The organism is Metalysinibacillus jejuensis (assembly GCF_003057615.1).
Taxonomy (GTDB): Bacteria; Bacillota; Bacilli; order Bacillales_A; family Planococcaceae; genus Metalysinibacillus; species Metalysinibacillus jejuensis.
The window spans coordinates 1-18,722 of record NZ_QAFW01000043.1; the positions used below are offsets into that span (position 1 = coordinate 1).

The 18,722-nt window shown below is 38.9% G+C and carries 25 protein-coding genes and 1 tRNA gene; 5 read left to right on the forward strand and 21 right to left on the reverse strand.

Going from position 1 to position 18,722, the window contains the following annotated elements:
- Positions 1–114, reverse strand: a 114-nt coding sequence (locus DDE80_RS11200; protein WP_153060878.1) for a helix-turn-helix domain-containing protein, incomplete at its 3' end; no start/stop codon positions are given.
- A gap of 79 nt (positions 115–193) precedes the next feature.
- On the opposite strand from DDE80_RS11200, the gene DDE80_RS11205 reads away from it, so the two are divergent.
- Positions 194–343, forward strand: coding sequence for a ribbon-helix-helix domain-containing protein (locus tag DDE80_RS11205; RefSeq protein ID WP_235190411.1), 150 nt, complete (start codon positions 194–196; stop codon positions 341–343).
- A 59-nt stretch (positions 344–402) separates the two neighbouring features.
- Here the strand turns inward: DDE80_RS11205 and DDE80_RS11210 are convergent, their stop codons facing one another.
- On the reverse strand, positions 403–1,005 hold the full coding sequence (locus DDE80_RS11210) for an AIM24 family protein (protein ID WP_108307798.1): 603 nt from the start codon (positions 1,003–1,005) through the stop codon (positions 403–405).
- A gap of 265 nt (positions 1,006–1,270) precedes the next feature.
- Between DDE80_RS11210 and DDE80_RS11215 the strand changes: the two genes are divergently transcribed.
- The gene (locus DDE80_RS11215) at positions 1,271–1,591 is read left to right on the forward strand and encodes a YflT domain-containing protein (RefSeq protein WP_108307800.1); all 321 of its coding nucleotides are present in this window, start codon (positions 1,271–1,273) and stop codon (positions 1,589–1,591) included.
- A 41-nt stretch (positions 1,592–1,632) separates the two neighbouring features.
- Here DDE80_RS11215 and DDE80_RS11220 read toward each other — a convergent pair whose 3' ends face one another.
- From DDE80_RS11220 to groES, 9 genes are all read right to left on the reverse strand, one after another.
- Positions 1,633–2,262, reverse strand: coding sequence for a response regulator (locus DDE80_RS11220; RefSeq protein ID WP_108307801.1), 630 nt, complete (start codon positions 2,260–2,262; stop codon positions 1,633–1,635).
- The gene (locus tag DDE80_RS11225) at positions 2,263–3,282 is read right to left on the reverse strand and encodes a PAS domain-containing sensor histidine kinase (protein ID WP_108307803.1); all 1,020 of its coding nucleotides are present in this window, start codon (positions 3,280–3,282) and stop codon (positions 2,263–2,265) included. It lies immediately after the preceding gene.
- 66 nt (positions 3,283–3,348) lie between these two features.
- Entirely contained in the window at positions 3,349–3,912 is a 564-nt protein-coding gene (locus DDE80_RS11230) for a hypothetical protein (RefSeq protein ID WP_108307805.1), read from the reverse strand.
- 14 nt (positions 3,913–3,926) lie between these two features.
- Positions 3,927–5,114, reverse strand: a complete 1,188-nt coding sequence (locus DDE80_RS11235; protein WP_108307833.1) for an NAD(P)/FAD-dependent oxidoreductase — start codon at positions 5,112–5,114, stop codon at positions 3,927–3,929.
- Positions 5,115–5,247: 133 nt separating this feature from the next.
- A complete protein-coding gene (locus DDE80_RS11240) occupies positions 5,248–6,132 on the reverse strand; it encodes an HpcH/HpaI aldolase/citrate lyase family protein (RefSeq protein WP_108307807.1) in 885 nt (294 codons plus the stop codon).
- Positions 6,133–6,193: 61 nt separating this feature from the next.
- The gene (locus DDE80_RS11245) at positions 6,194–6,541 is read right to left on the reverse strand and encodes a hypothetical protein (RefSeq protein ID WP_108307808.1); all 348 of its coding nucleotides are present in this window, start codon (positions 6,539–6,541) and stop codon (positions 6,194–6,196) included.
- Positions 6,525–7,220: a DUF2225 domain-containing protein gene (locus DDE80_RS11250; protein WP_108307810.1), complete on the reverse strand. Its 696-nt coding sequence runs from the start codon at positions 7,218–7,220 to the stop codon at positions 6,525–6,527. Before DDE80_RS11250 ends, DDE80_RS11245 begins: the two co-directional genes overlap by 17 nt.
- Positions 7,221–7,507: 287 nt before the next feature.
- The gene (gene groL, locus DDE80_RS11255) at positions 7,508–9,142 is read right to left on the reverse strand and encodes a chaperonin GroEL (protein ID WP_108307812.1); all 1,635 of its coding nucleotides are present in this window, start codon (positions 9,140–9,142) and stop codon (positions 7,508–7,510) included.
- Positions 9,143–9,168: 26 nt separating this feature from the next.
- On the reverse strand, positions 9,169–9,453 hold the full coding sequence (groES, locus tag DDE80_RS11260; RefSeq protein ID WP_108307814.1) for a co-chaperone GroES: 285 nt from the start codon (positions 9,451–9,453) through the stop codon (positions 9,169–9,171).
- A 155-nt stretch (positions 9,454–9,608) separates the two neighbouring features.
- Between groES and DDE80_RS11265 the strand changes: the two genes are divergently transcribed.
- A complete protein-coding gene (locus DDE80_RS11265; RefSeq protein WP_235612327.1) occupies positions 9,609–10,355 on the forward strand; it encodes a CPBP family intramembrane glutamic endopeptidase in 747 nt (248 codons plus the stop codon).
- Between the two features lie 104 nt (positions 10,356–10,459).
- On the opposite strand, the gene DDE80_RS11270 is transcribed toward DDE80_RS11265, so the two are convergent.
- The 4 genes from DDE80_RS11270 to DDE80_RS11285 form a co-directional block, all read right to left on the reverse strand.
- Positions 10,460–10,894, reverse strand: a complete 435-nt coding sequence (locus tag DDE80_RS11270) for a GreA/GreB family elongation factor (RefSeq protein WP_108307815.1) — start codon at positions 10,892–10,894, stop codon at positions 10,460–10,462.
- Positions 10,895–10,966: 72 nt separating this feature from the next.
- Positions 10,967–11,797: a twin-arginine translocase subunit TatC gene (gene tatC / locus DDE80_RS11275; RefSeq protein WP_108307817.1), complete on the reverse strand. Its 831-nt coding sequence runs from the start codon at positions 11,795–11,797 to the stop codon at positions 10,967–10,969.
- A 17-nt stretch (positions 11,798–11,814) separates the two neighbouring features.
- Positions 11,815–12,009: a twin-arginine translocase TatA/TatE family subunit gene (locus DDE80_RS11280; RefSeq protein WP_108307819.1), complete on the reverse strand. Its 195-nt coding sequence runs from the start codon at positions 12,007–12,009 to the stop codon at positions 11,815–11,817.
- Between the two features lie 77 nt (positions 12,010–12,086).
- Complete coding sequence (locus tag DDE80_RS11285; protein WP_108307820.1) at positions 12,087–12,719, reverse strand: redox-sensing transcriptional repressor Rex; 633 nt, start codon at positions 12,717–12,719, stop codon at positions 12,087–12,089.
- Between the two features lie 129 nt (positions 12,720–12,848).
- Between DDE80_RS11285 and DDE80_RS11290 the strand changes: the two genes are divergently transcribed.
- Positions 12,849–14,783 (forward strand): ABC-F family ATP-binding cassette domain-containing protein, encoded by a 1,935-nt coding sequence (locus DDE80_RS11290; RefSeq protein WP_108307822.1) that lies wholly within the window; start codon positions 12,849–12,851, stop codon positions 14,781–14,783.
- Between the two features lie 188 nt (positions 14,784–14,971).
- On the opposite strand, the gene tsaD is transcribed toward DDE80_RS11290, so the two are convergent.
- From tsaD to DDE80_RS11320, 6 genes are all read right to left on the reverse strand, one after another.
- Complete coding sequence (gene tsaD / locus DDE80_RS11295; RefSeq protein WP_108307823.1) at positions 14,972–15,991, reverse strand: tRNA (adenosine(37)-N6)-threonylcarbamoyltransferase complex transferase subunit TsaD; 1,020 nt, start codon at positions 15,989–15,991, stop codon at positions 14,972–14,974.
- The gene (gene rimI / locus DDE80_RS11300) at positions 15,991–16,440 is read right to left on the reverse strand and encodes a ribosomal protein S18-alanine N-acetyltransferase (protein WP_108307825.1); all 450 of its coding nucleotides are present in this window, start codon (positions 16,438–16,440) and stop codon (positions 15,991–15,993) included. Before rimI ends, tsaD begins: the two co-directional genes overlap by 1 nt.
- Entirely contained in the window at positions 16,430–17,122 is a 693-nt protein-coding gene (tsaB, locus tag DDE80_RS11305; protein ID WP_108307826.1) for a tRNA (adenosine(37)-N6)-threonylcarbamoyltransferase complex dimerization subunit type 1 TsaB, read from the reverse strand. The genes rimI and tsaB overlap by 11 nt, the downstream gene beginning before the upstream one ends.
- Positions 17,119–17,571 carry a tRNA (adenosine(37)-N6)-threonylcarbamoyltransferase complex ATPase subunit type 1 TsaE gene (gene tsaE, locus DDE80_RS11310; RefSeq protein WP_108307828.1) on the reverse strand — a complete coding sequence of 151 codons (453 nt, stop codon included), beginning with the start codon at positions 17,569–17,571 and terminating at the stop codon, positions 17,119–17,121. The genes tsaB and tsaE overlap by 4 nt, the downstream gene beginning before the upstream one ends.
- 69 nt (positions 17,572–17,640) lie before the next feature.
- Positions 17,641–17,976: a hypothetical protein gene (locus DDE80_RS11315; protein WP_108307829.1), complete on the reverse strand. Its 336-nt coding sequence runs from the start codon at positions 17,974–17,976 to the stop codon at positions 17,641–17,643.
- A 95-nt stretch (positions 17,977–18,071) separates the two neighbouring features.
- Positions 18,072–18,147: transfer RNA gene (locus DDE80_RS11320), tRNA-Asp, on the reverse strand.
- A 211-nt stretch (positions 18,148–18,358) separates the two neighbouring features.
- Here DDE80_RS11320 and DDE80_RS11325 point away from each other — a divergent pair.
- A complete protein-coding gene (locus DDE80_RS11325) occupies positions 18,359–18,586 on the forward strand; it encodes a hypothetical protein (protein WP_108307831.1) in 228 nt (75 codons plus the stop codon).
- Positions 18,587–18,722: the final 136 nt, after the last annotated feature.

Here is an 18,722-nt window from a genome sequence, read left to right on the forward strand (position 1 = left end):
CGCAAGCATCTTATTGTAGACAAGACGAACACAACCAAATGTTTTGGCTAATAATACTGCCTGTTCTCTGTTTGGTAGTAAACGGAATTTGAAAGCTTTGTTTTGTTTAGTCATATCAATTCACCTCGCTTTGTACGGAATAATATCGTATATATTGATTGTATCGTAGAAATACCGTACAATCAAGTGAGAGGTGATAATTTTGAAAGATAATAAAGAACGTGTAGAAATTCGTATGCCTAAATCAATTATCGAGAAATTAGATAAATACCAAGAAGAAAACGGACTGTCTACAAGAACAGCAACTATTCTCGAATTATTGCGAAAAGGCTTAGAAAAATAACTTTGGCTAAAGCCAACCGAAATTCATCTCCCACCCACTCATTGGTGCTATTCGCACCTTCACATTCCTTGAGGATGGGAGACTTCTTTCGGAAAGCCGTTAAATTCTGGTGTTAAATTACCTGACCACGCAACGGTTGCATGTGGATCTGTATAAACTGTTTCACCTGGCTTCACCACAAGTGTTAACGGCTCAAAGTGTGTTGTAATTGCTACTTTACCCGTACCATTTAGCGTAACGTTAAATAAGCCACCTGACATAATACCTGCCATCTTACGCATTAATTGAATATCCCAATTTACCGTTGGCTCAAAGGCTAATAAATCATTACCATTGACGCAAAGTGCATCCCCTTGCAAATCAAAAATCGTAATTTTTTTACCTTGATCAGCTAAGTAAAGACGCCCATTACCACTGGCCTTCATTAATTGTGTGCCCTCGCCTGTAAATGCCTTTTTAAACATTTTACCGAAGCCATGCTCTAGCATGCGTTCGCGTTCAAACTTTATATTGCCTGTATAGGAAATCATTGCGCCCATCTTCGACCACACTTCACCGTTCAGGTTAACTTCTAGCACACGCTCTGTTTCTAATTGAAAGTAATCATTTTTTGCTTCATCTTGTTGCGTTTGTTGAATGAAATCTCGCAGTGTTTTTGCCATTGTTCACCACTCCCTTTCTTTCATTTACGTATAGCTGCTAAAAAAGTTCCACTTTATCGCTATGTTGTAATGTTAATACGAATCAAACTGTATGCCCTATTGCTATACTAATCGGTCGTCATTATAAACAATAACTATTATATGCAGATGTAGTAGGCTGTGGTCATAAGTTTTTTAGCATCTAACATGATGTTTTATTTTTTAGCGCTAGGGTATACATAGTAGTGTAAGCAAATACAAGATATCAAGAAAGGACGTAATAATTATGGCAGTTACACGTATTGTAGAAAACGGTGTTCAAGCAAAGGAAATTATTGATGGATTAGTGGCAGAAGGTTATACGCGTGATGAAATTTATATCTTCGCACACTATGAAAAACGTTCAGAGGATATTACGAAAGAATTGCACACAGAATCTGTCGGCTTGAAAGAACAAGGTATGATGGAAGCAATTAAAAACATTTTCACGTCACGTGGCGATGAGCTACGCAGTAAAATGCAGTCGGTTGGTTTAACAGAACAAGAAGCTGCTGATGCAGAGCGTGAGTTAGATAAAGGGCGTCTCGTTGTTATTGCTCATAAATAAAATGAAAACAGAGGTTGTCTACTTACGGACAACCTCTGTTTTTAATTTAAGGATAAATAATCATTTTTAATCCCATACTGTACCAGCTCATGTGATTCCTTTAATGCCAATTTATGCATCATATTCGCTTTGTGGCGCTCGACTGTTTTAGTGCTAATTGACAACTGCTCGCCAATTTGGATATTGGTATACCCTAATGCTACAAGACGCAATACTTCTTTTTCACGCGGGGTTAATACAGAGCGCGTAGTAGGACTTTTCAGTTTAGCTAATTGCTCGGCTGATAAAGGCGTACGGTAATAACGCTCACCACACATAACGGTTTCTATAGCCTCAGCCACTTCATTTCCCTCACTATTTTTCAGTAAATAACCTTCAATATTTTGTTGCAATGCCTGCTGAATATAAACTTCTTCATCATGCATAGTAAGTACAATAATTTTCACTTGCGGTAAGTTCGCTTTAATATTGCGTGCTGTCGTAAAGCCGTCCAGTCCCCCAGGCATAGATAAATCTAGTAGCACAACATCTGGTTGATACTTTTGCGCATAGGTAATTGCAGCAGTACCACTATCTGCCTCATAAATAGCTGTAATATAAGCCACTCGCTCCAATAACAAACGTACACCTTTACGAATTAATAAATGATCATCCACAATTAAAATTTTCATTTAATCGCCCTCTCGTAATAATTCATTTTTAGGGATATACGCCGTTATTTTAGTACCCTCACCTATAATAGACTGAATAACTGTCTTTCCTTTAAGCTGTGATACGCGCTCTCCCATATGTAAGAGCCCTAATCCCTCTTTTTTCTCTTCTACATTAAAACCTATCCCATTATCAATAATCGTCAGCTGTAAGCCAAAGCGATTTTTTTCAAAAATAATTTGCACTTCGGTTGCTTGGGCATATTTCATAATGTTGTGAAGGGCTTCTTGTACAACGCGGTATAAATTTATTTCAGCAACAGGCGATAGACGCTTATGGCAATTGCTGTCTAACGTTATTTGTAAATCATTACGCTTTTGACGAAGCGACTCTATTAATGTTTCTACAGTAGGTATTAAGCCGAGTTGATCTAAGCTTTTAGGACGTAAAGATTGCGAGTAAAACTTAACATCTTCCATTGCCTTTCCTACTTCTGCTCGCACTTCTTTAATATACGTAGCAATTTGTTCATCTTCAATAATTAAAGAAAGATTATCCATAGCAATCGCCACACTGTATAAAGACTGCCCTACTCCGTCATGAAGCTCTTGGCTTAAACGCTTATGCTCAGCTTCTTTTGCTTCCGTTAAATGCTGTAACATTTTTTTAGAAAGACGTGCAGCTTCCTGTTGGTTTTTCGCTGTTAAATCACGCATCACTAGCAAATAATGTTTATCTGTATCATCATCCGCTTCATAAATTAAAGCATTGCTCATTTCTACGTTAATTAAGTACTCACCCATACGTGGCATCTTTGATTCAAAATAAGGTACTTTACCTTGATTAGCAATTAAATAACACCTTTCTTCTTGAGGAACAAGTGCGCGTTTTTCACAATAAGAACAATACGGCACTACATCACCCACATGCCACCCCATTAGCTTCTCTGCTGATTTATTAATCTTCTTAATTTGACGATTGGCATCCATTACGATGATACCATCTTGTAAATGATCAAATAATTGGTCTGTGTAATCCATACAACCACCTCTTGCTTGTAGTGTACAAAAAAAGAGCAGCAAAGTATAACTTTACTGCTCAGTCCATTAACGATGTTTGTTTACTACAGTTAAAAAGGCTTGAGCCATTTTTAAACCGTCTTGTACAACAGGGTCTTTAATCATTTTCATTAAACCAAAAACAGAAATGGCTGCACCATCTTTAGTGCGTGCAAACTCTTCTTTCGTTTCCTCAATAATTTCTTGCCCTTTATCAATAGGTACGTATAGATTAACGGTTTCTTTCGTAGTAGTAAGCAATTGATCAACCGTGCGTTTATCGCCCCAAACACTTTCTGCAAATGCCATCACATTATCAAGCTGTTGCACGACAGGTGCTAGCCGTGGTAGCAGCTGTACTAAATCCATCATTGCGTTCAAATGTGATGAATCAATATGCAAACGTTCAATTTTTTCTTCTGTATCTGCTGCAATCATTTTAAGTGAACGTTCATCTTGTAAAGACGAAGTTACAAAATCTAATTTATCTTCAGCTACTTTTAAAGTTTCTACAAAAGTCGGTAGCTTCTCCACTAAATATTGAAGTGAAGCGAGTTGTTCTTCACTTTCGAGTTTCGCTAATACTTCAGTAATTTCATTTTTCTCAGTCACCGTAATCCCTCCTTTTACATCGTACCTTTTAACATGCCGTTCCAATACATCATCGGTAATACATTTTTCTTTAACATATGCATGCTGTGGCGGTGTTTGCGTTGATCAATTGGGAATGACTCTTTCGCTTCGTATCCATACACAAACTCTGCTAACATTACTGTGCTATAACCCGTAACGACTGGACAAGATGAATAACCATCATAACTTGCCGTCATTTCTTTTTTGTTCATATGCGCAAGTAAGTTATCAACTGCAACAGGTGCTTGTTTACGAATAGCTGCACCTGTACGCGATGTCGGTAAGCTCGTGCAATCGCCAGCACCAAAAATATTTTCATATTTCGTATGGCGTAGCGTATGCATATCTAAATCTACCCAACCTGCTTCATTGGCAATAGGGCTCTTTTTAATAAAATCAGGTGCTGACATTGGTGGTGTTACATGCAACATATCAAACTCACGTGTAATAGTTTCACCCGTCTTTACATGTTTAAATGTTGCTTTCTTAGCATTGCCGTCTACTTCTACTAAGTCCATAAAGTACGTTTCGCCAATCCCTTTGTCTGCTACTAACTTTTTAAGGATAGGGTAGTAACGTTTAACAGGAAATAAATCGTCCATACCTGAAATAAATTCTACCTTTGTTTTGTCACGTACCCCCACACGGCGGAAGTGCTCATCTGCAAGGTACATAATTTTTTGTGGTGCACCTGCACATTTTACAGGAGTCGATGGTTGGGTGAAAATCGCACGACCACCATTTACCGCTTTCATTGCTTCCCATGTGCTTTCTACATAGTCTTGGTGGTAGTTACTGCACACGCCATTTTTCCCAAGCGTTTCTTTTAAGCCTTTTACTTTACCCCAGTCTAATTGAATACCAGCTGCTACCATTAAATAATCATACGTAATGACTGTACCTTTATTCGTTTCGATTTGATTAGTATCTGGTTTAAATGTCGTAACCGCTTCTTGTAAAAGTAATGCACCCTCTGGCACAACTTCAGCTTGAGGACGTACATTATCTTCAAGCTTCGAATCGCCACCGCCTACTAACGTAAAGAAAGGTTGGTAATAATGTTTATCAGATGGATCAATAATTACAATTTCATCTTTTAAGTAAGGTGCTTTACGTAAAAGCTGTGCCGCCATCGTTACTCCCGCTGTACCTGCACCAACAATAGCGATTGTTTTTTTCATTTCCGTCATAAAAATCCTCCTCAAAAATAAAAGTTCATTTTAACTACTTTTATCGTACGGGATTTTTAAGCGGCTTACTATTAGGGTATTCCCCCATCTTTGTGAAAGGTTGCACAAAAAAACGCTATCTGTATTAGATAGCGTCGCCTTCTAGCATTTTTTTAGCATAGGCTACAATTTCCTTTGCCGTCTCAACATGGGCATAGTCGATATGTTCACCTTCATATAACATGGCTGTTACCCCTTGTTGCTTACCTTGTTCAAATGCCGCAATCATACCTTCATAGTAAGCGATATCTGTTAAGGTTGGTGCGTAAGCTTGATTAACGATAGGCGCATTACTAGGGTGTAAAATTAATTCGCCATCATAGCCAAGTTGTCGATTAAAACTCGCTGACTTTGTTAAGCCGTCTAGGTCGTGAACATTTTGCCATAACCCACCAATCGGCATTTTACCAGCAGCACGTGCCGCCATTACGGTACGTGATTTTAAATATAGCGTCTCAAGCCCTTCTTCTGTCCAACGTGTGCCAAGTGAGCGCTCTGCATCACCGTTTTTTGAGCTAATGCCTGCAATACCCGCTACGCGTGGAATACTAGCAATATCATAAGCAAACCATAATGCTTGCGCGGTTTCGAGCATAGGTAATAATCGAATGCTACCAACAGCCAAGCCTCTTGCTTGCTCTACTTGCGCAAGCTGGGCGCTTAAACCAATCACATCTGCTACACTTGCTACTTTTGGTACAACAATACCCGTTAGCGCTTCACAAACAATTGCTTCAATATCTTCTAATGCATAGCCTTGCGTCGTTTTATTAATGCGTACCCATAACGATTTTTTAGTTGGCATGCTTAATGCCTGTGCTACGAAGTCACGCGCTTGCACTTTGCGCTCCTGTGGCACACTATCCTCTAAATCCATAATAATAGCATCTGCCACATTGTCATTTAATTTTTTTAACCATGTATCCTTTACCCCTGGTATAAATAACATCGAACGATATTGCCATTTCATCTCCACTTCCCCCTTTGCCATAAATTTTACCATAAAAAAAGCACTCTCTACAGAAAGTGCCTTAGCGGTAATGATAGGTGCTACGTTGTTTTTGATTAATTTTTTTAAACCATTCACGGTCGCGCTCTTCTTTTGCTAGTGTACCTGTAATCGTTTCTGAACAGTTAAGGCATAAACGCGTTTGCGTAATTGTGCCACAACGCTCACAAGGAGCCCCGATATTTGGAAAAATAGACGATTTAAATTTGCCGTTCTTCGCCCACTTCGCTAATAAATCACCTGACACACCTGTTTTTTCTACAATCTCATCATTAGTCATATAACGATTATTTTTACGCAGTAAAAAATGGTGAAGCTCTGCAAAAATGTCCTCTTCTCGAACATCTAAGCGATTAAATTGAAACTTCATTGACTTCACCTGCTTCAACAGTTGGCGCTAGCGTGTATTTATAGTCTTCCCAACGATTACGCGCATACTTTCGGTACTTATTAGACATATTGCGATCTCCCATAATACGTGAAAATTCTTTACGTGCCTCATCAATATCACCAATACGTAAACTTAGCTCCGCATGTAAAAAGCGGATGCGCTCCTCTCCTTCACGATTAGAAGCAAAAGCTTTACTATAAAAATCTCGCGCTGCTTGTAAATAATGCAACTCATTTTTTTCATCGCTTTGCAAACGATAAAGCCAGGCAATTTTAAGCGCAAAGTTACCCATTAATAACGGTTCTTCCATCGCAGAACGTGCCACTAAATACGCAAGTTTATAACTCATAATCGCATCTTCAATCGTACGTTCACCACATAAATCAAAACTTGTTTTTAACTCATTAATGTAAAGTTCTTCAATCATTAAAAGGAAGGGGCCATACGTACGTGTCATTGATTTATGATAGGCATAACCACAATGCGGGCACACTGCCACCTCATAAAGCAGCGGATTTAAACCTTCGTAAATCGGCATAAAGTCAGTATCTTCACCGATGATTTTACAACGTACTGGACGCGCTTTATACGTTTTATACGTCTTTTTACAGTATTTACAATCCACATTACTTTGATAGTAATTGACATTAAATTTCATATGCTTATACTCCCTTCTCTAAAATTTTATATGTATTCGTTTAGTTCTACTATTATATCGTATATTGTAAGTCATTCTATACAATTTTATATCTTTTTCACTAAAAAATCTCGCTTTTCCTAGGGTTTTTTTAATAATTTCGTGACAATTGCTTTTTATCATTGCAATTTGACATGTAAAAAGTAGTTATATCTATTTTAAAACGTGGTATAAAAGTCTAGTTTATCCCAATAGAAAATGAGCTCGATATAAAACCGAGCTCATTCATATTCAATAGTTAATAAATATTACATCATACCTGGCATGCCGCCCATACCAGACATATCTGGCATTGCTGCGCCTGCTGGTTCTGGGATGTCTGCTACTACGGCTTCTGTTGTTAGGAATAGTGAAGCAACGCTTGCTGCGTTTTGTAGTGCTGAACGTGTTACTTTGGCTGGATCAACAACACCCGCATCAATCATATTTACCCATTCGCCTGTTGCTGCGTTAAAGCCATTGCCAACTTCTTCACGTTTTAGGCGGTCAACAATGATTGAGCCTTCTAAGCCTGCATTGTTCGCGATTTGGCGTACTGGTTCTTCAAGTGCGCGTAGTACGATGTTAACACCTGTTGCTACGTCACCTTCTGCATTTTCTGCAGCTTTTTCGACAGCACCATATACGTTCATTAACGCTGTACCACCACCAGATACAATGCCTTCTTCTACTGCTGCACGTGTAGAGTTAAGTGCGTCTTCAATACGAAGTTTGCGCTCTTTTAATTCTGTTTCAGTAGCTGCACCTACTTTAACTACTGCAACACCGCCTGCTAATTTTGCAAGACGTTCTAATAATTTTTCTTTATCAAACTCTGAAGTTGTTTCAGCTAATTGTGCACGGATTTGACCTACGCGACCTTCAACTGCTTCCACACCACCAGCACCCTCAACGATTGTTGTGTGATCTTTTGTTACAACAACTTTCGCAGCGCGGCCTAGCATTGTAATATCAGCTGATTTTAAATCTAAGCCGATTTCTTCTGAGATAACTTGGCCACCTGTTAAGATAGCAATATCTTCTAGCATTGCTTTACGGCGATCACCAAAGCCTGGTGCTTTAACCGCTACTGCGTTAAATGTACCGCGTAATTTGTTAACTACTAATGTAGCTAATGCTTCGCCTTCAATATCTTCGGCAATCATTAATAGCGGGCGACCTTGTTGTACAACTTGCTCAAGTACTGGTAGCACTTCTTGAATGTTTGTAATTTTTTTATCTGTAATTAATACGTACGGGTTATCTAGCTCAGCTTCCATTTTGTCTGAGTCTGTCACCATATAGTGTGATAAGTAACCGCGATCAAATTGCATACCTTCTACAACGTCTAACTCTGTTGTAAAGCCTTTAGATTCTTCAATTGTAATAACACCGTCGTTACCAACACGCTCCATTGCTTCTGCAATTAGTTCGCCTACTTCTTCGTCTGCCGAAGAAATCGCTGCTACTTGAGCAATTGACTCTTTGTTTTCAACTGGGCGTGAAATGGCCTTAAGCTCTGTTAATGCTGCTGCTACTGCTAAGTCCATACCTTTACGGATGCCGACAGGGTTAGCACCAGCTGTTACGTTTTTTAAGCCTTCGCGGATCATTGCTTGTGCTAAAACGGTAGCTGTTGTTGTACCATCACCTGCGATTTCATTCGTTTTTTGCGCAACTTCTGATACAAGTTTAGCGCCCATATTTTCAAAAGCGTTTTCGAGTTCAATTTCTTTAGCAATTGTCACGCCATCGTTTGTAATAAGTGGTGAACCAAATTGTTTTTCTAGCACCACATTACGTCCTTTAGGTCCGAGTGTTACTTTAACTGTGTTTGCTAATTTATCTACACCTTGTGCCATAAGTGCACGTGCGTCTTCTGCAAATTTAATATCTTTTGCCATGATAAAGTCCCCCTTAAATTTTTTTATTATTCAACGATTGCTAATACGTCTGATTCGCGTAAAATTAAATACTCTTGCCCGTCATACTTCACTTTAGTGCCAGAGTAAGTTTCAAATAAGATGCGGTCGCCAACTGTTACATCAAGCGCTACTCGCTCACCGCTCGGTAAAAACATACCATTACCTACAGCGATTACTTTACCTTCTTGTGGCTTATCCTTCGCTGTCTCAGGTAGTAGTAAACCTGATGCTGTTTTTTCTTCTACCTCAATTACTTCGATTACAAGACGATCACCTAATGGTTTTAACAAGTGAAACAACCTCCAATTACATTTTTATTTTTTAGCACTCATTTAATGAGAGTGCTAATACACTATTCATAATATAAAACTTTATTTTCTTTTGCAAGCAAATTACTTCACTTTCCTCTACAATAGTTAAAGAGAATAAGTGAAAGGACGGTTTTATGGCATATAACGTAAAAGATTTGAAAAAATATTTCTTCATTTCACTGGCAGTCATTGTGGTGTATGCATTTATGCAAGTATCGGGCCTCTTTTTACTAGAGCCTTTTTATAAATTACTTGTCGCGATTACAGGTGACGCAACGATTCAACCTGCAGGCATTTACCTTGTAGTAAGTGCTGTAATCGCACTACTTGTGATGTTGTTGTTAACGCGTGACAAAGGCTACTGGTATAGCGTCTTTAATGCACCACGTAAAAATTATGGCACGGTTGTGTTATGGGGCATTATCGGCTTTATTTTTGTGCTTTTTGGTCAAGGTTTAGCCGCCTATCTCGAAACGACTTATCTCGGCATCGATATGGGGAGCGAAAATACAGCACAAATTTTTGAAGCAGCTAAGGCGGCACCAATTATTTTAATTTTAGTCGCCATTATTGGACCAATCCTAGAAGAGTTTGTGTTCCGTCGCAGTATTTTCGGCACGCTACTCGGACCTACTAACTTTATTGTAGCAGCGTTAATTAGTTCATTAGCTTTTGCGGTCATCCACTTTGATTTTGATCATTTACTGGTGTACACCGTATCTGGCTTTATCTTTGCCTTTGTCTACAATAAATCTCGCAGTATTATGGCACCGATTATTGCCCATATGTTATTAAATACATTCGTCACCATTGCGCAGTTTTTTGGCGAAGATTTACAACGCTTAACGGATGAAAGCATCCAATTTATTTTCTTTTTCTAATGGAAAAGAAATTGAGACAAAACCTAGTTTAAGAAAAAGAGAAATTGAGCGTGCTCAATTTCTCTTTTTCTTTGGCTTAAAACTCATAATATGCTAGCTGCTTTTTATGATTGTATGGCCTTTATGACAATTATAAAGCCATTCATTTCTACCTCATCGCCAACTTTTTTGCCGATTAAGGCTTGTGCCATAGGCGAGTCAACAGAAATTTTTCCTGCTAACACATCCGCTTCTATACTCGTTACAATTTGGTACGTTTCAGCATCCATGCCTTCTTCTTGAAATGTAACGATTGTACCTAGGGCTACGATGTCGCTAGGTGTGTCGACTACTTTAGCACTACGTAATAAATAGGCTAGCTCCTGTTCTTCATCTCGTAATTTCATATAGTCATCAAAAGCTTGTTGATACGTAGGGTCATCCGAGAAATCACAAAATGTTCTTCCTTGTAATACACGTTGCTCTGCTTCTTTTACTTGATGTTGTATGTGTTGCAACTTTTTTTGCAAATTTTCTATACCTTCTTTTGTTAGCTCCATGCGCTCACCTCGTTCATTATGCTACGAGGTCGACGCCATAAAATCAAAAAAACCGTCCTATGAAAAGAACGGTTAGTGTTTATCATCTTGCATTGCTTCAATTTGTGCGCGTTGTGCCTGTAATGCTTGCTCAATTTGCAATTGTTGTTCACGCTCTGTTTGCTCTTTGATCCGTGCTTCTTCTGATTTTAAATATTTACGATAACCATAGCGGGCAACGAAAATACTAATCTCATAAAGAATAAATAGTGGTACGGTAACAATTAAATGTGATAGTAACTCTGGTGGTGTAATAAGCGCTGCTAAAACAAATAATACAAAGTATGCATATTTACGGAATGTTACCATCCAAATTGGATTTAATAAACCGATACGTGATAAGAATAACATAATAATAGGCATTTGGAATAAGAAACCAAATGGTAATGTTATTCTAAATAAAAAAGAAAAGTACTCATTGATACCAATCGTTTGCTCAATTTCTAAATCATTCGATAACAGCATCATAAAATTCATCATGTACGGAAATAAAATAAAATAAGAAAAAGCAAGACCAGCTAAAAATAAAATAAAAGAATACGGAATATAACTGAGCGTTGCGCGACGTTCAATATCACGTAACCCCGGGCTCACAAATGCCCAAATCTGATATAAAATAATCGGTGACGTAATAATTAATGAAATTAAAAAAGTCATCTGAATATAAATCATCAGCGGCGCAGTAACATTAAACGCATGCAGTTGTAAATTATGATCTGTACTTGTTGCTTGTAAATACGTAATGAGTGGCTTTGCTAAAAAGAAAGCGCCAATTAAACTAATCACAAAGAAAACGGCGGATAGTACCAGCCGCTTTCGTAATTCCTCTATATGTTCAATGACAGTTAGTTCTTGTTGATTCATGAGTCAAACACCCTAACTTACTTATCTAGTTCTTTCTTTGTGTCGATTTTCTTTTTATCGTCATCTTCATCTACTAAACCTTTTGTAGCATGTTTAAACTCACGTAATGTCGAACCAAATGCTTTACCTAACTCTGGTAATTTCTTTGGACCGAAAATTAACAATGCTACGATGGCAATTAAAATAATACTACCCGGACCGATTGGACCCATGTCTAGCCACCTCCTCATTTAATATCTCTTATTTTACCGCAATTTATAACAATTAGCTAACGAATTTACTGTGAACGTCACTTCTGATTGCGTATTAAATAAATGAGTGCTTGTAGCTCTACTGATAAATCAATATTTAACAATTGCATTTTCTCCGGCACATGAATACGCTCTGGTGTAAAGTTTAAAATCCCTTTTGCATCAATAGAAGCAAGGCGATCCGCTGTAATTTGTGCAGCGTGTGGCGGCACAGTTAAGATAGCCATCTCCGCTCCAAAGGCTACGTACTTTTCTTCGAGTAGCTCAGGTGGAAATACCGGAATATCACTTACTAATTTACCTTCGGTTGGCGCTTTTGTATCAAAAGCTACTACGATGTGCGTGTTATGGTTTTTTTGAAAATTATACTTTAATAACGCACTTCCTAAATTACCGACACCAATTAATGCAACTTTCGTTGGTTCTGCTTGGTCAAGCGTCTCACTAAAAAACGCCAGCAAATGCTTGACGTCATAGCCATACCCTTTTTTTCCAAGTGCTCCGAAATACGAAAAATCTCGGCGTATCGTAGCCGAGTCAATTTTCATCGCTTCACTTAATTGCTTGGAAGACACACGGTCTTGCCCTTCATTCGCAAAGTTTTGCAAAAATCGATAATACAGAGGAAGGCGCTTCGTCGTTGCCTGTGGAATCTTTACTTCGTTTTTCACACATGTTCCTCCTACTTGTGTACATCTAAATTGTTTTTATCTTACATGACTCTATGAAATCTGTAAAGGGTAGTCGTTGCCTTGCACCCCCTCATCTATTACACTAAAAACAAGAACAGAGGTGACGACATGATTGTATTACAAGTCAATCAACTAACAAAATCATTTATCGCTGATGAAATTCTCACAAACGTTAAATTAGAAGTACAACATCGCGATCGTGTAGCGCTTGTCGGACGCAACGGCGCAGGCAAGTCTACTTTATTAAAAATAATTGCTGGTCAACTATCCTACGACAGTGGCGATATCATTATACCAAAGGATGTGCGCATCGGTTACTTAGAACAGCATGCTGGCCTTAATTCAACACGTACGATTTGGCAAGAAATGATGACCATTTTTGAACCGCTTCGTGCAAAAGAACAGCAATTACGTAACTTAGAGCAAAAGATGGCGCTACCTGAAGTTTACGGGAACCAAGAACGCTACGCTCAAATTATGGCAGAGTATGATCAATTACAGCATGACTTTAAAGATATTGGTGGCTATCAATACGAAGCAGACACACGATCTGTTTTACATGGTATGCAATTTTTTGAAGCGGATTATGACACGCCGATTACAGCACTCTCAGGCGGACAACGTACACGCCTAGCCCTTGCCAAACTATTGCTGAGTAAGCCAGACCTGCTCATTCTTGATGAGCCAACTAACCATTTAGATATCACTACTCTCCAGTGGCTAGAAAGCTATCTTAAAGGTTACGATGGCGCTATTTTAATCGTTTCCCACGACCGTTATTTCCTCGATCAAATCGTAACAATTGTTTATGAAGTATCGCGTCAGCGGGTCACAAAATATACAGGTAATTACAGCGCATACTTACAAGAAAAAGCTAAAAATTTCGAGCGTGATTTAAAAATGTACGAACGCCAACAAGACGAAAAAGCGCGCCTCGAAGTATTTATTCAAAAAAATATTGCGCGTGCTTCGACTACCAAAATGGCACAAAGCCGCCGCAAGATGCTCGCTAATATGGATTTTATGGATGCGCCAGATGGCGACGAAAAATCGGCAAGCTTTGGCTTTAACATTGACCGTCAAAGCGGCAACGATGTATTAGCAATCGACGACTTGCGCATTGGCTATCAACATAAAACGATTGCTAAAAATATTACTATGCGCATTTTTCGCGAAGATAGCATTGCACTCGTCGGACCTAATGGAGTTGGAAAATCAACCTTGTTAAAAACTATCGTCAGCGATTTACATCAAGCTGAAGGTACGATTCGTTACGGGACCAATGTTAAAATAGGTTACTATGATCAAGAACAAGCTAAGCTTTCAAGTAATAAATCCGTTTTATATGAGCTATGGGATGAATGGCCTTTAATGAATGAAGGCGAAATTCGTTCTGTGCTCGGACAATTTTTATTCAGTGGCGAAGACGTGGATAAAGTCGTTAATGATTTATCCGGGGGCGAGAAAGCTCGCCTTGCACTCGCTAAATTAATGCTTGAAAAAGCTAACTTCCTTATTTTAGATGAGCCAACTAACCATCTTGATTTAGATAGTAAAGAAGTGTTAGAAAATGCATTGCTCAACTATCCCGGGACGCTATTATTCGTTTCACATGACCGCTACTTTATTAATCGTATCGCTACAAAAGTGATTGAACTATCACCTACTGGTACATTTGAGTATTTAGGTGACTACGATTATTACGTCGAAAAAAAGCAAGAGCTTGAAGAAATTGCTGCAATGAAAGCTACACCGATTAAAGCTATTTCTACTGTAAAAGAACACCCTACTAAAATTGATAAAGAGGCTAAAAAGAAAGAGCGTCAACTACGACGAGCTATTGAAGAACTAGAAACTACAATGACGGCTACCACTAGTGAAATCGAGCAATTAGAGATGCAACTATGTGAGCCAGCTATTTTTGCAGACCACGAAAAAGTTGCTGAAATTCAACAACAGCTCGATATAGTTAAAGCATCTCATGAAGCAACCGAACTCGAATGGTTAACTTTGCAAGAACAGCTTGAAGAAATTGCCCAATAAAAAAGCTGAATCGTCAAATTGGCGATTCAGCTTTTTCTATGCGCATATATTGGTCAAGTGTAAATTTCATGTAAACTTCACTTTTCCTTTGTAAACATTGATTTAACAATACTTTTTATATTATCCACAGTGGATAACCCACTCACAGCAACACTATATATAGGTTATCCACAAGTTATCCACAGGTGTTATTCACACCAATTTGTTAATACCATCCCTGGTGTACCGTTCATCGCTAAATTTCCACGTACACCGCTATCATACATTTTACTAGCTGCCGCTCCAATCATCGCAGCGTTATCCGTACATAAAGCTAATGGCGGCACATAAAAAGGAATGCCCTCTTTATCAAAAGCAGCTGTTAACGCTGTACGTAACCCCTTATTCGCAGAAACCCCACCAGCAGCCACAACTTGTTTGACATCATACTCACGCGCCGCCCGTATTGCTTTCCCTGTGATGACTTCTACTACACTATCTTGGAATCCTTTTGCTACTTCTTCAGCACTAATTTCTCCTCCGCGTTGATCTACATTATGCTTATAATTAATCACTGCTGATTTTAATCCACTAAAACTAAAATCGTAGCTATCTTCTTCTAACCAAATGCGCGGAAAGTCTACAGCTGTTGTCGCTTCATGTGCTAAGCGGTCAATATGAGGTCCTCCTGGATATGGTAACCCTAAGACGCGTGCTACTTTATCATAAGCCTCGCCTGCAGCATCATCCCGTGTTTCACCAATTACTTCAAACGAACCGTGCTCTTTCATAATAACAAGCTCAGTATGACCACCTGATACTACAAGTGCAAGCAGTGGAAATACCATCGGTTGCATTAATTCGTTGGCATAAATATGCCCTGCAATATGATGCACACCAATTAACGGTAAACTATTAGCAAAGGCAAAAGCCTTCGCTGCATTAATGCCGATCAATAAGGCACCTACTAATCCTGGCCCTTCTGTAACTGCTACTGCTGTTAAATCACTCGGCGTAATCTTCGCTTGTAGTAACGCCTCTTCAATTACAATCGTAATTTGTTCAACATGGTGACGCGATGCAATTTCTGGCACTACACCACCAAAACGTTTATGACTTTCGATTTGTGATGCGACAACATTTGAAATAATTTCATTACCATTTTTAATGACAGCCGCTGCAGTTTCGTCGCAACTCGTTTCAATTGCTAATATTAATTGATTTTCCATTATAAACTCACCCACATTACAAGAGCATCCTCTTGGTTATCTGTATAATATCCTTTGCGTATCCCGCCATCTTGAAAACCTAACTTACGGTAAAGGCTTTGCGCTACATAATTAGAAACACGCACCTCTAAACTCATATTTTCCATAGCATGTGCCTTAGCTGTAGCCATAGCCGTTTTCATTAAACCTTCACCTACGCCTAAACCACGTGCCTGTTCTATGACTGCTACATTTGTAATTTGTACATCACCAAATACCATCCACATTCCGCAAAAACCGATAAGTGCACCATCTGCTTCAGCTACAATATAGCATGCATACTCGTTATCATTCATTTCATAATGGAATGACTCCTCTGTCCAGGGCGCTACAAATACCGCCTGTTCAATCGCATGCACGGCTTTTACATCTGCTGGTGTCATTTTGCGATAGCATACCTTACTTACCATTCGCTTTTTGCTCCTTTAACCAGTTTGCCTCCGCTTCTGCTATACGTTTATAAATTGGCGTCACGTCATGAACGGCTGCTTCAGTAGGCTGTGCCATAGCTAAACGAATCACTTCACTCGCTCTTGGCAAATCCATCGTAAATGGCGCACGGAGCGCATGAGGCCCTACAATTTCTTCAATGATATCCCAGTACATTGTAACGTCGCGTCCTACAAACAAAATCGGCACATGTAAATCACGAAGTTTTGGCAATAAATCAATTACTGCATAATGACCATCTTCAATAATAACTTGTTCACCTTGATACGCTCCACTGTACACATGCTGACGACGTGCATCGATCATGGCGCAAATGACACCATTAAAATATGGTACGTTATACGTTAACGCCTGCAAGCTCGAAACAGGAATAATCGGTTTTTGTAATGACCATGCAAGCGTCTTAGCAATCGTCACACCAATGCGCACACCTGTATAAGAGCCTGGACCTGCTGATACTGCAATAGCATCAATTTCCTTCACACTCAGTTTAGCACGTATTAGCGCTTCTTCAATTGTAGGCATTGCGCCAATAGAATGAGTTACTTTATTATTTTGTGTAAGCTCAGCTACTACTACCTCATCTTTCACTACCGCTACGGATAGTGGTGCATTTGCTGTATCTATTCCTAACCAAATCATTGTATTAACTCCTCACATAATTGCTCATAGCGCTTTCCTAACGCCGTAATATGAAAAACACGAGCTGTATCGCTTACTCGCTTAATTTCTATCGCTAGGCGCTCCGACGGCAAATCTTCTTCTATTAACTTTGCCCACTCTACTAATGTAACAGCTTCGCCATAAAAAATTTCTTCCCAACCTAAATCCTCATCACTATAAGCTAAACGATACACATCTAAATGGTTAAGTGGTATTCTGCCCACATATTGTTTCATAATAGTAAATGTCGGACTATTAACGACACGCGTAATGCCTAGCCCTTTAGCAAAAGCTTGCGTAAAGGTAGTTTTGCCTACACCTAAATCACCTTCTAACGTAATCGTATCTTGCGCTCTTACTAGTTGTGCTAATTTATGAGCTAATGCATTCGTTTCTTCAAGCGAATGCACTGTAATTTCTACTGTCATCTACTTCACTCTCCAACGTTGCTATCTTTTTTAATGATACACTATTTTCAACAAAAAAAGATGATACGATTACTTCGCATCATCTGCTTCTTTAACTGCCCCGTGTAACTCTACAATACTCTTTTCAGTTACTTTATCATCAATAAATACAATTTCATAGCCACGTGTAATTAATAATTCATCATGCCACAAATACGTTTTATCATTTTGTTTCTCACCAGCGCCACCTGCAATTTTCACTACATCCATATAACGCATACCTTCTGTTATTTTTTCAAATTCTTGATCATTCATAAATCGCTGCCAACGGTAATTATTATTATTTTCGATCGCTAATATTTCATTGCCACAACCGCCAAGAACCGTACTTACGCTAATGAGCATGGCTAACATCATTTGTTTCATAGCCCATCCTCCTCGCCACTTTATACGTTATATACCCTTTTAGCAATGAAAAAAACCTTTAACATTATCGTTAAAGGTTGAAAGTTCTATTTAAATGGCGGTCCCGACCGGGATCGAACCGGCGATCTCCTGCGTGACAGGCAGGCATGTTAACCGCTACACCACGGGACCACTTACTTAAGGACAAGATTTATTATAGCATATCCACAAACAATTGCAATAGCTTTTTAATTTTATCAAGTCTCGGCAAGAATACTCCCACCTCAACGCTTTTGCGTAGGTGGGGGTAGTTCAACACCTTTCATTTCTCGCTTTACACATAAATACCGTATTACAGCGCTTCTTTTTTTCTTTACGCTATACTAAAAAAAGGAGGGGTAGTATGCAATATAATCAATCAACGACAAACGATTACATCTATCAATTTACTAAAAAACTTGAAACATTTAAAACAAATGACAAACTAGGCTACCGAACAGCCGGCTCTGAGGCCGAATATTTAACCGGACAAATGATTGCCGAAGAAATGCGTAATCTTGGCCTTAGCGAAGTAACACAAGATGCCTTCACATTAGACACATGGGACTGTGAACTACCCACCACTTATTGACCTTGCGGTCTAATTGAAGTGGGGGCTTCTCGACTTATCGTTGCTTTTACTAGCCAACGAAAACTGACCGAGCTAACCCTCTTGTTCCAAGAGTTTTTGTTTCTATGCTAATGCCAATAGGCGAATGCCTTCATTT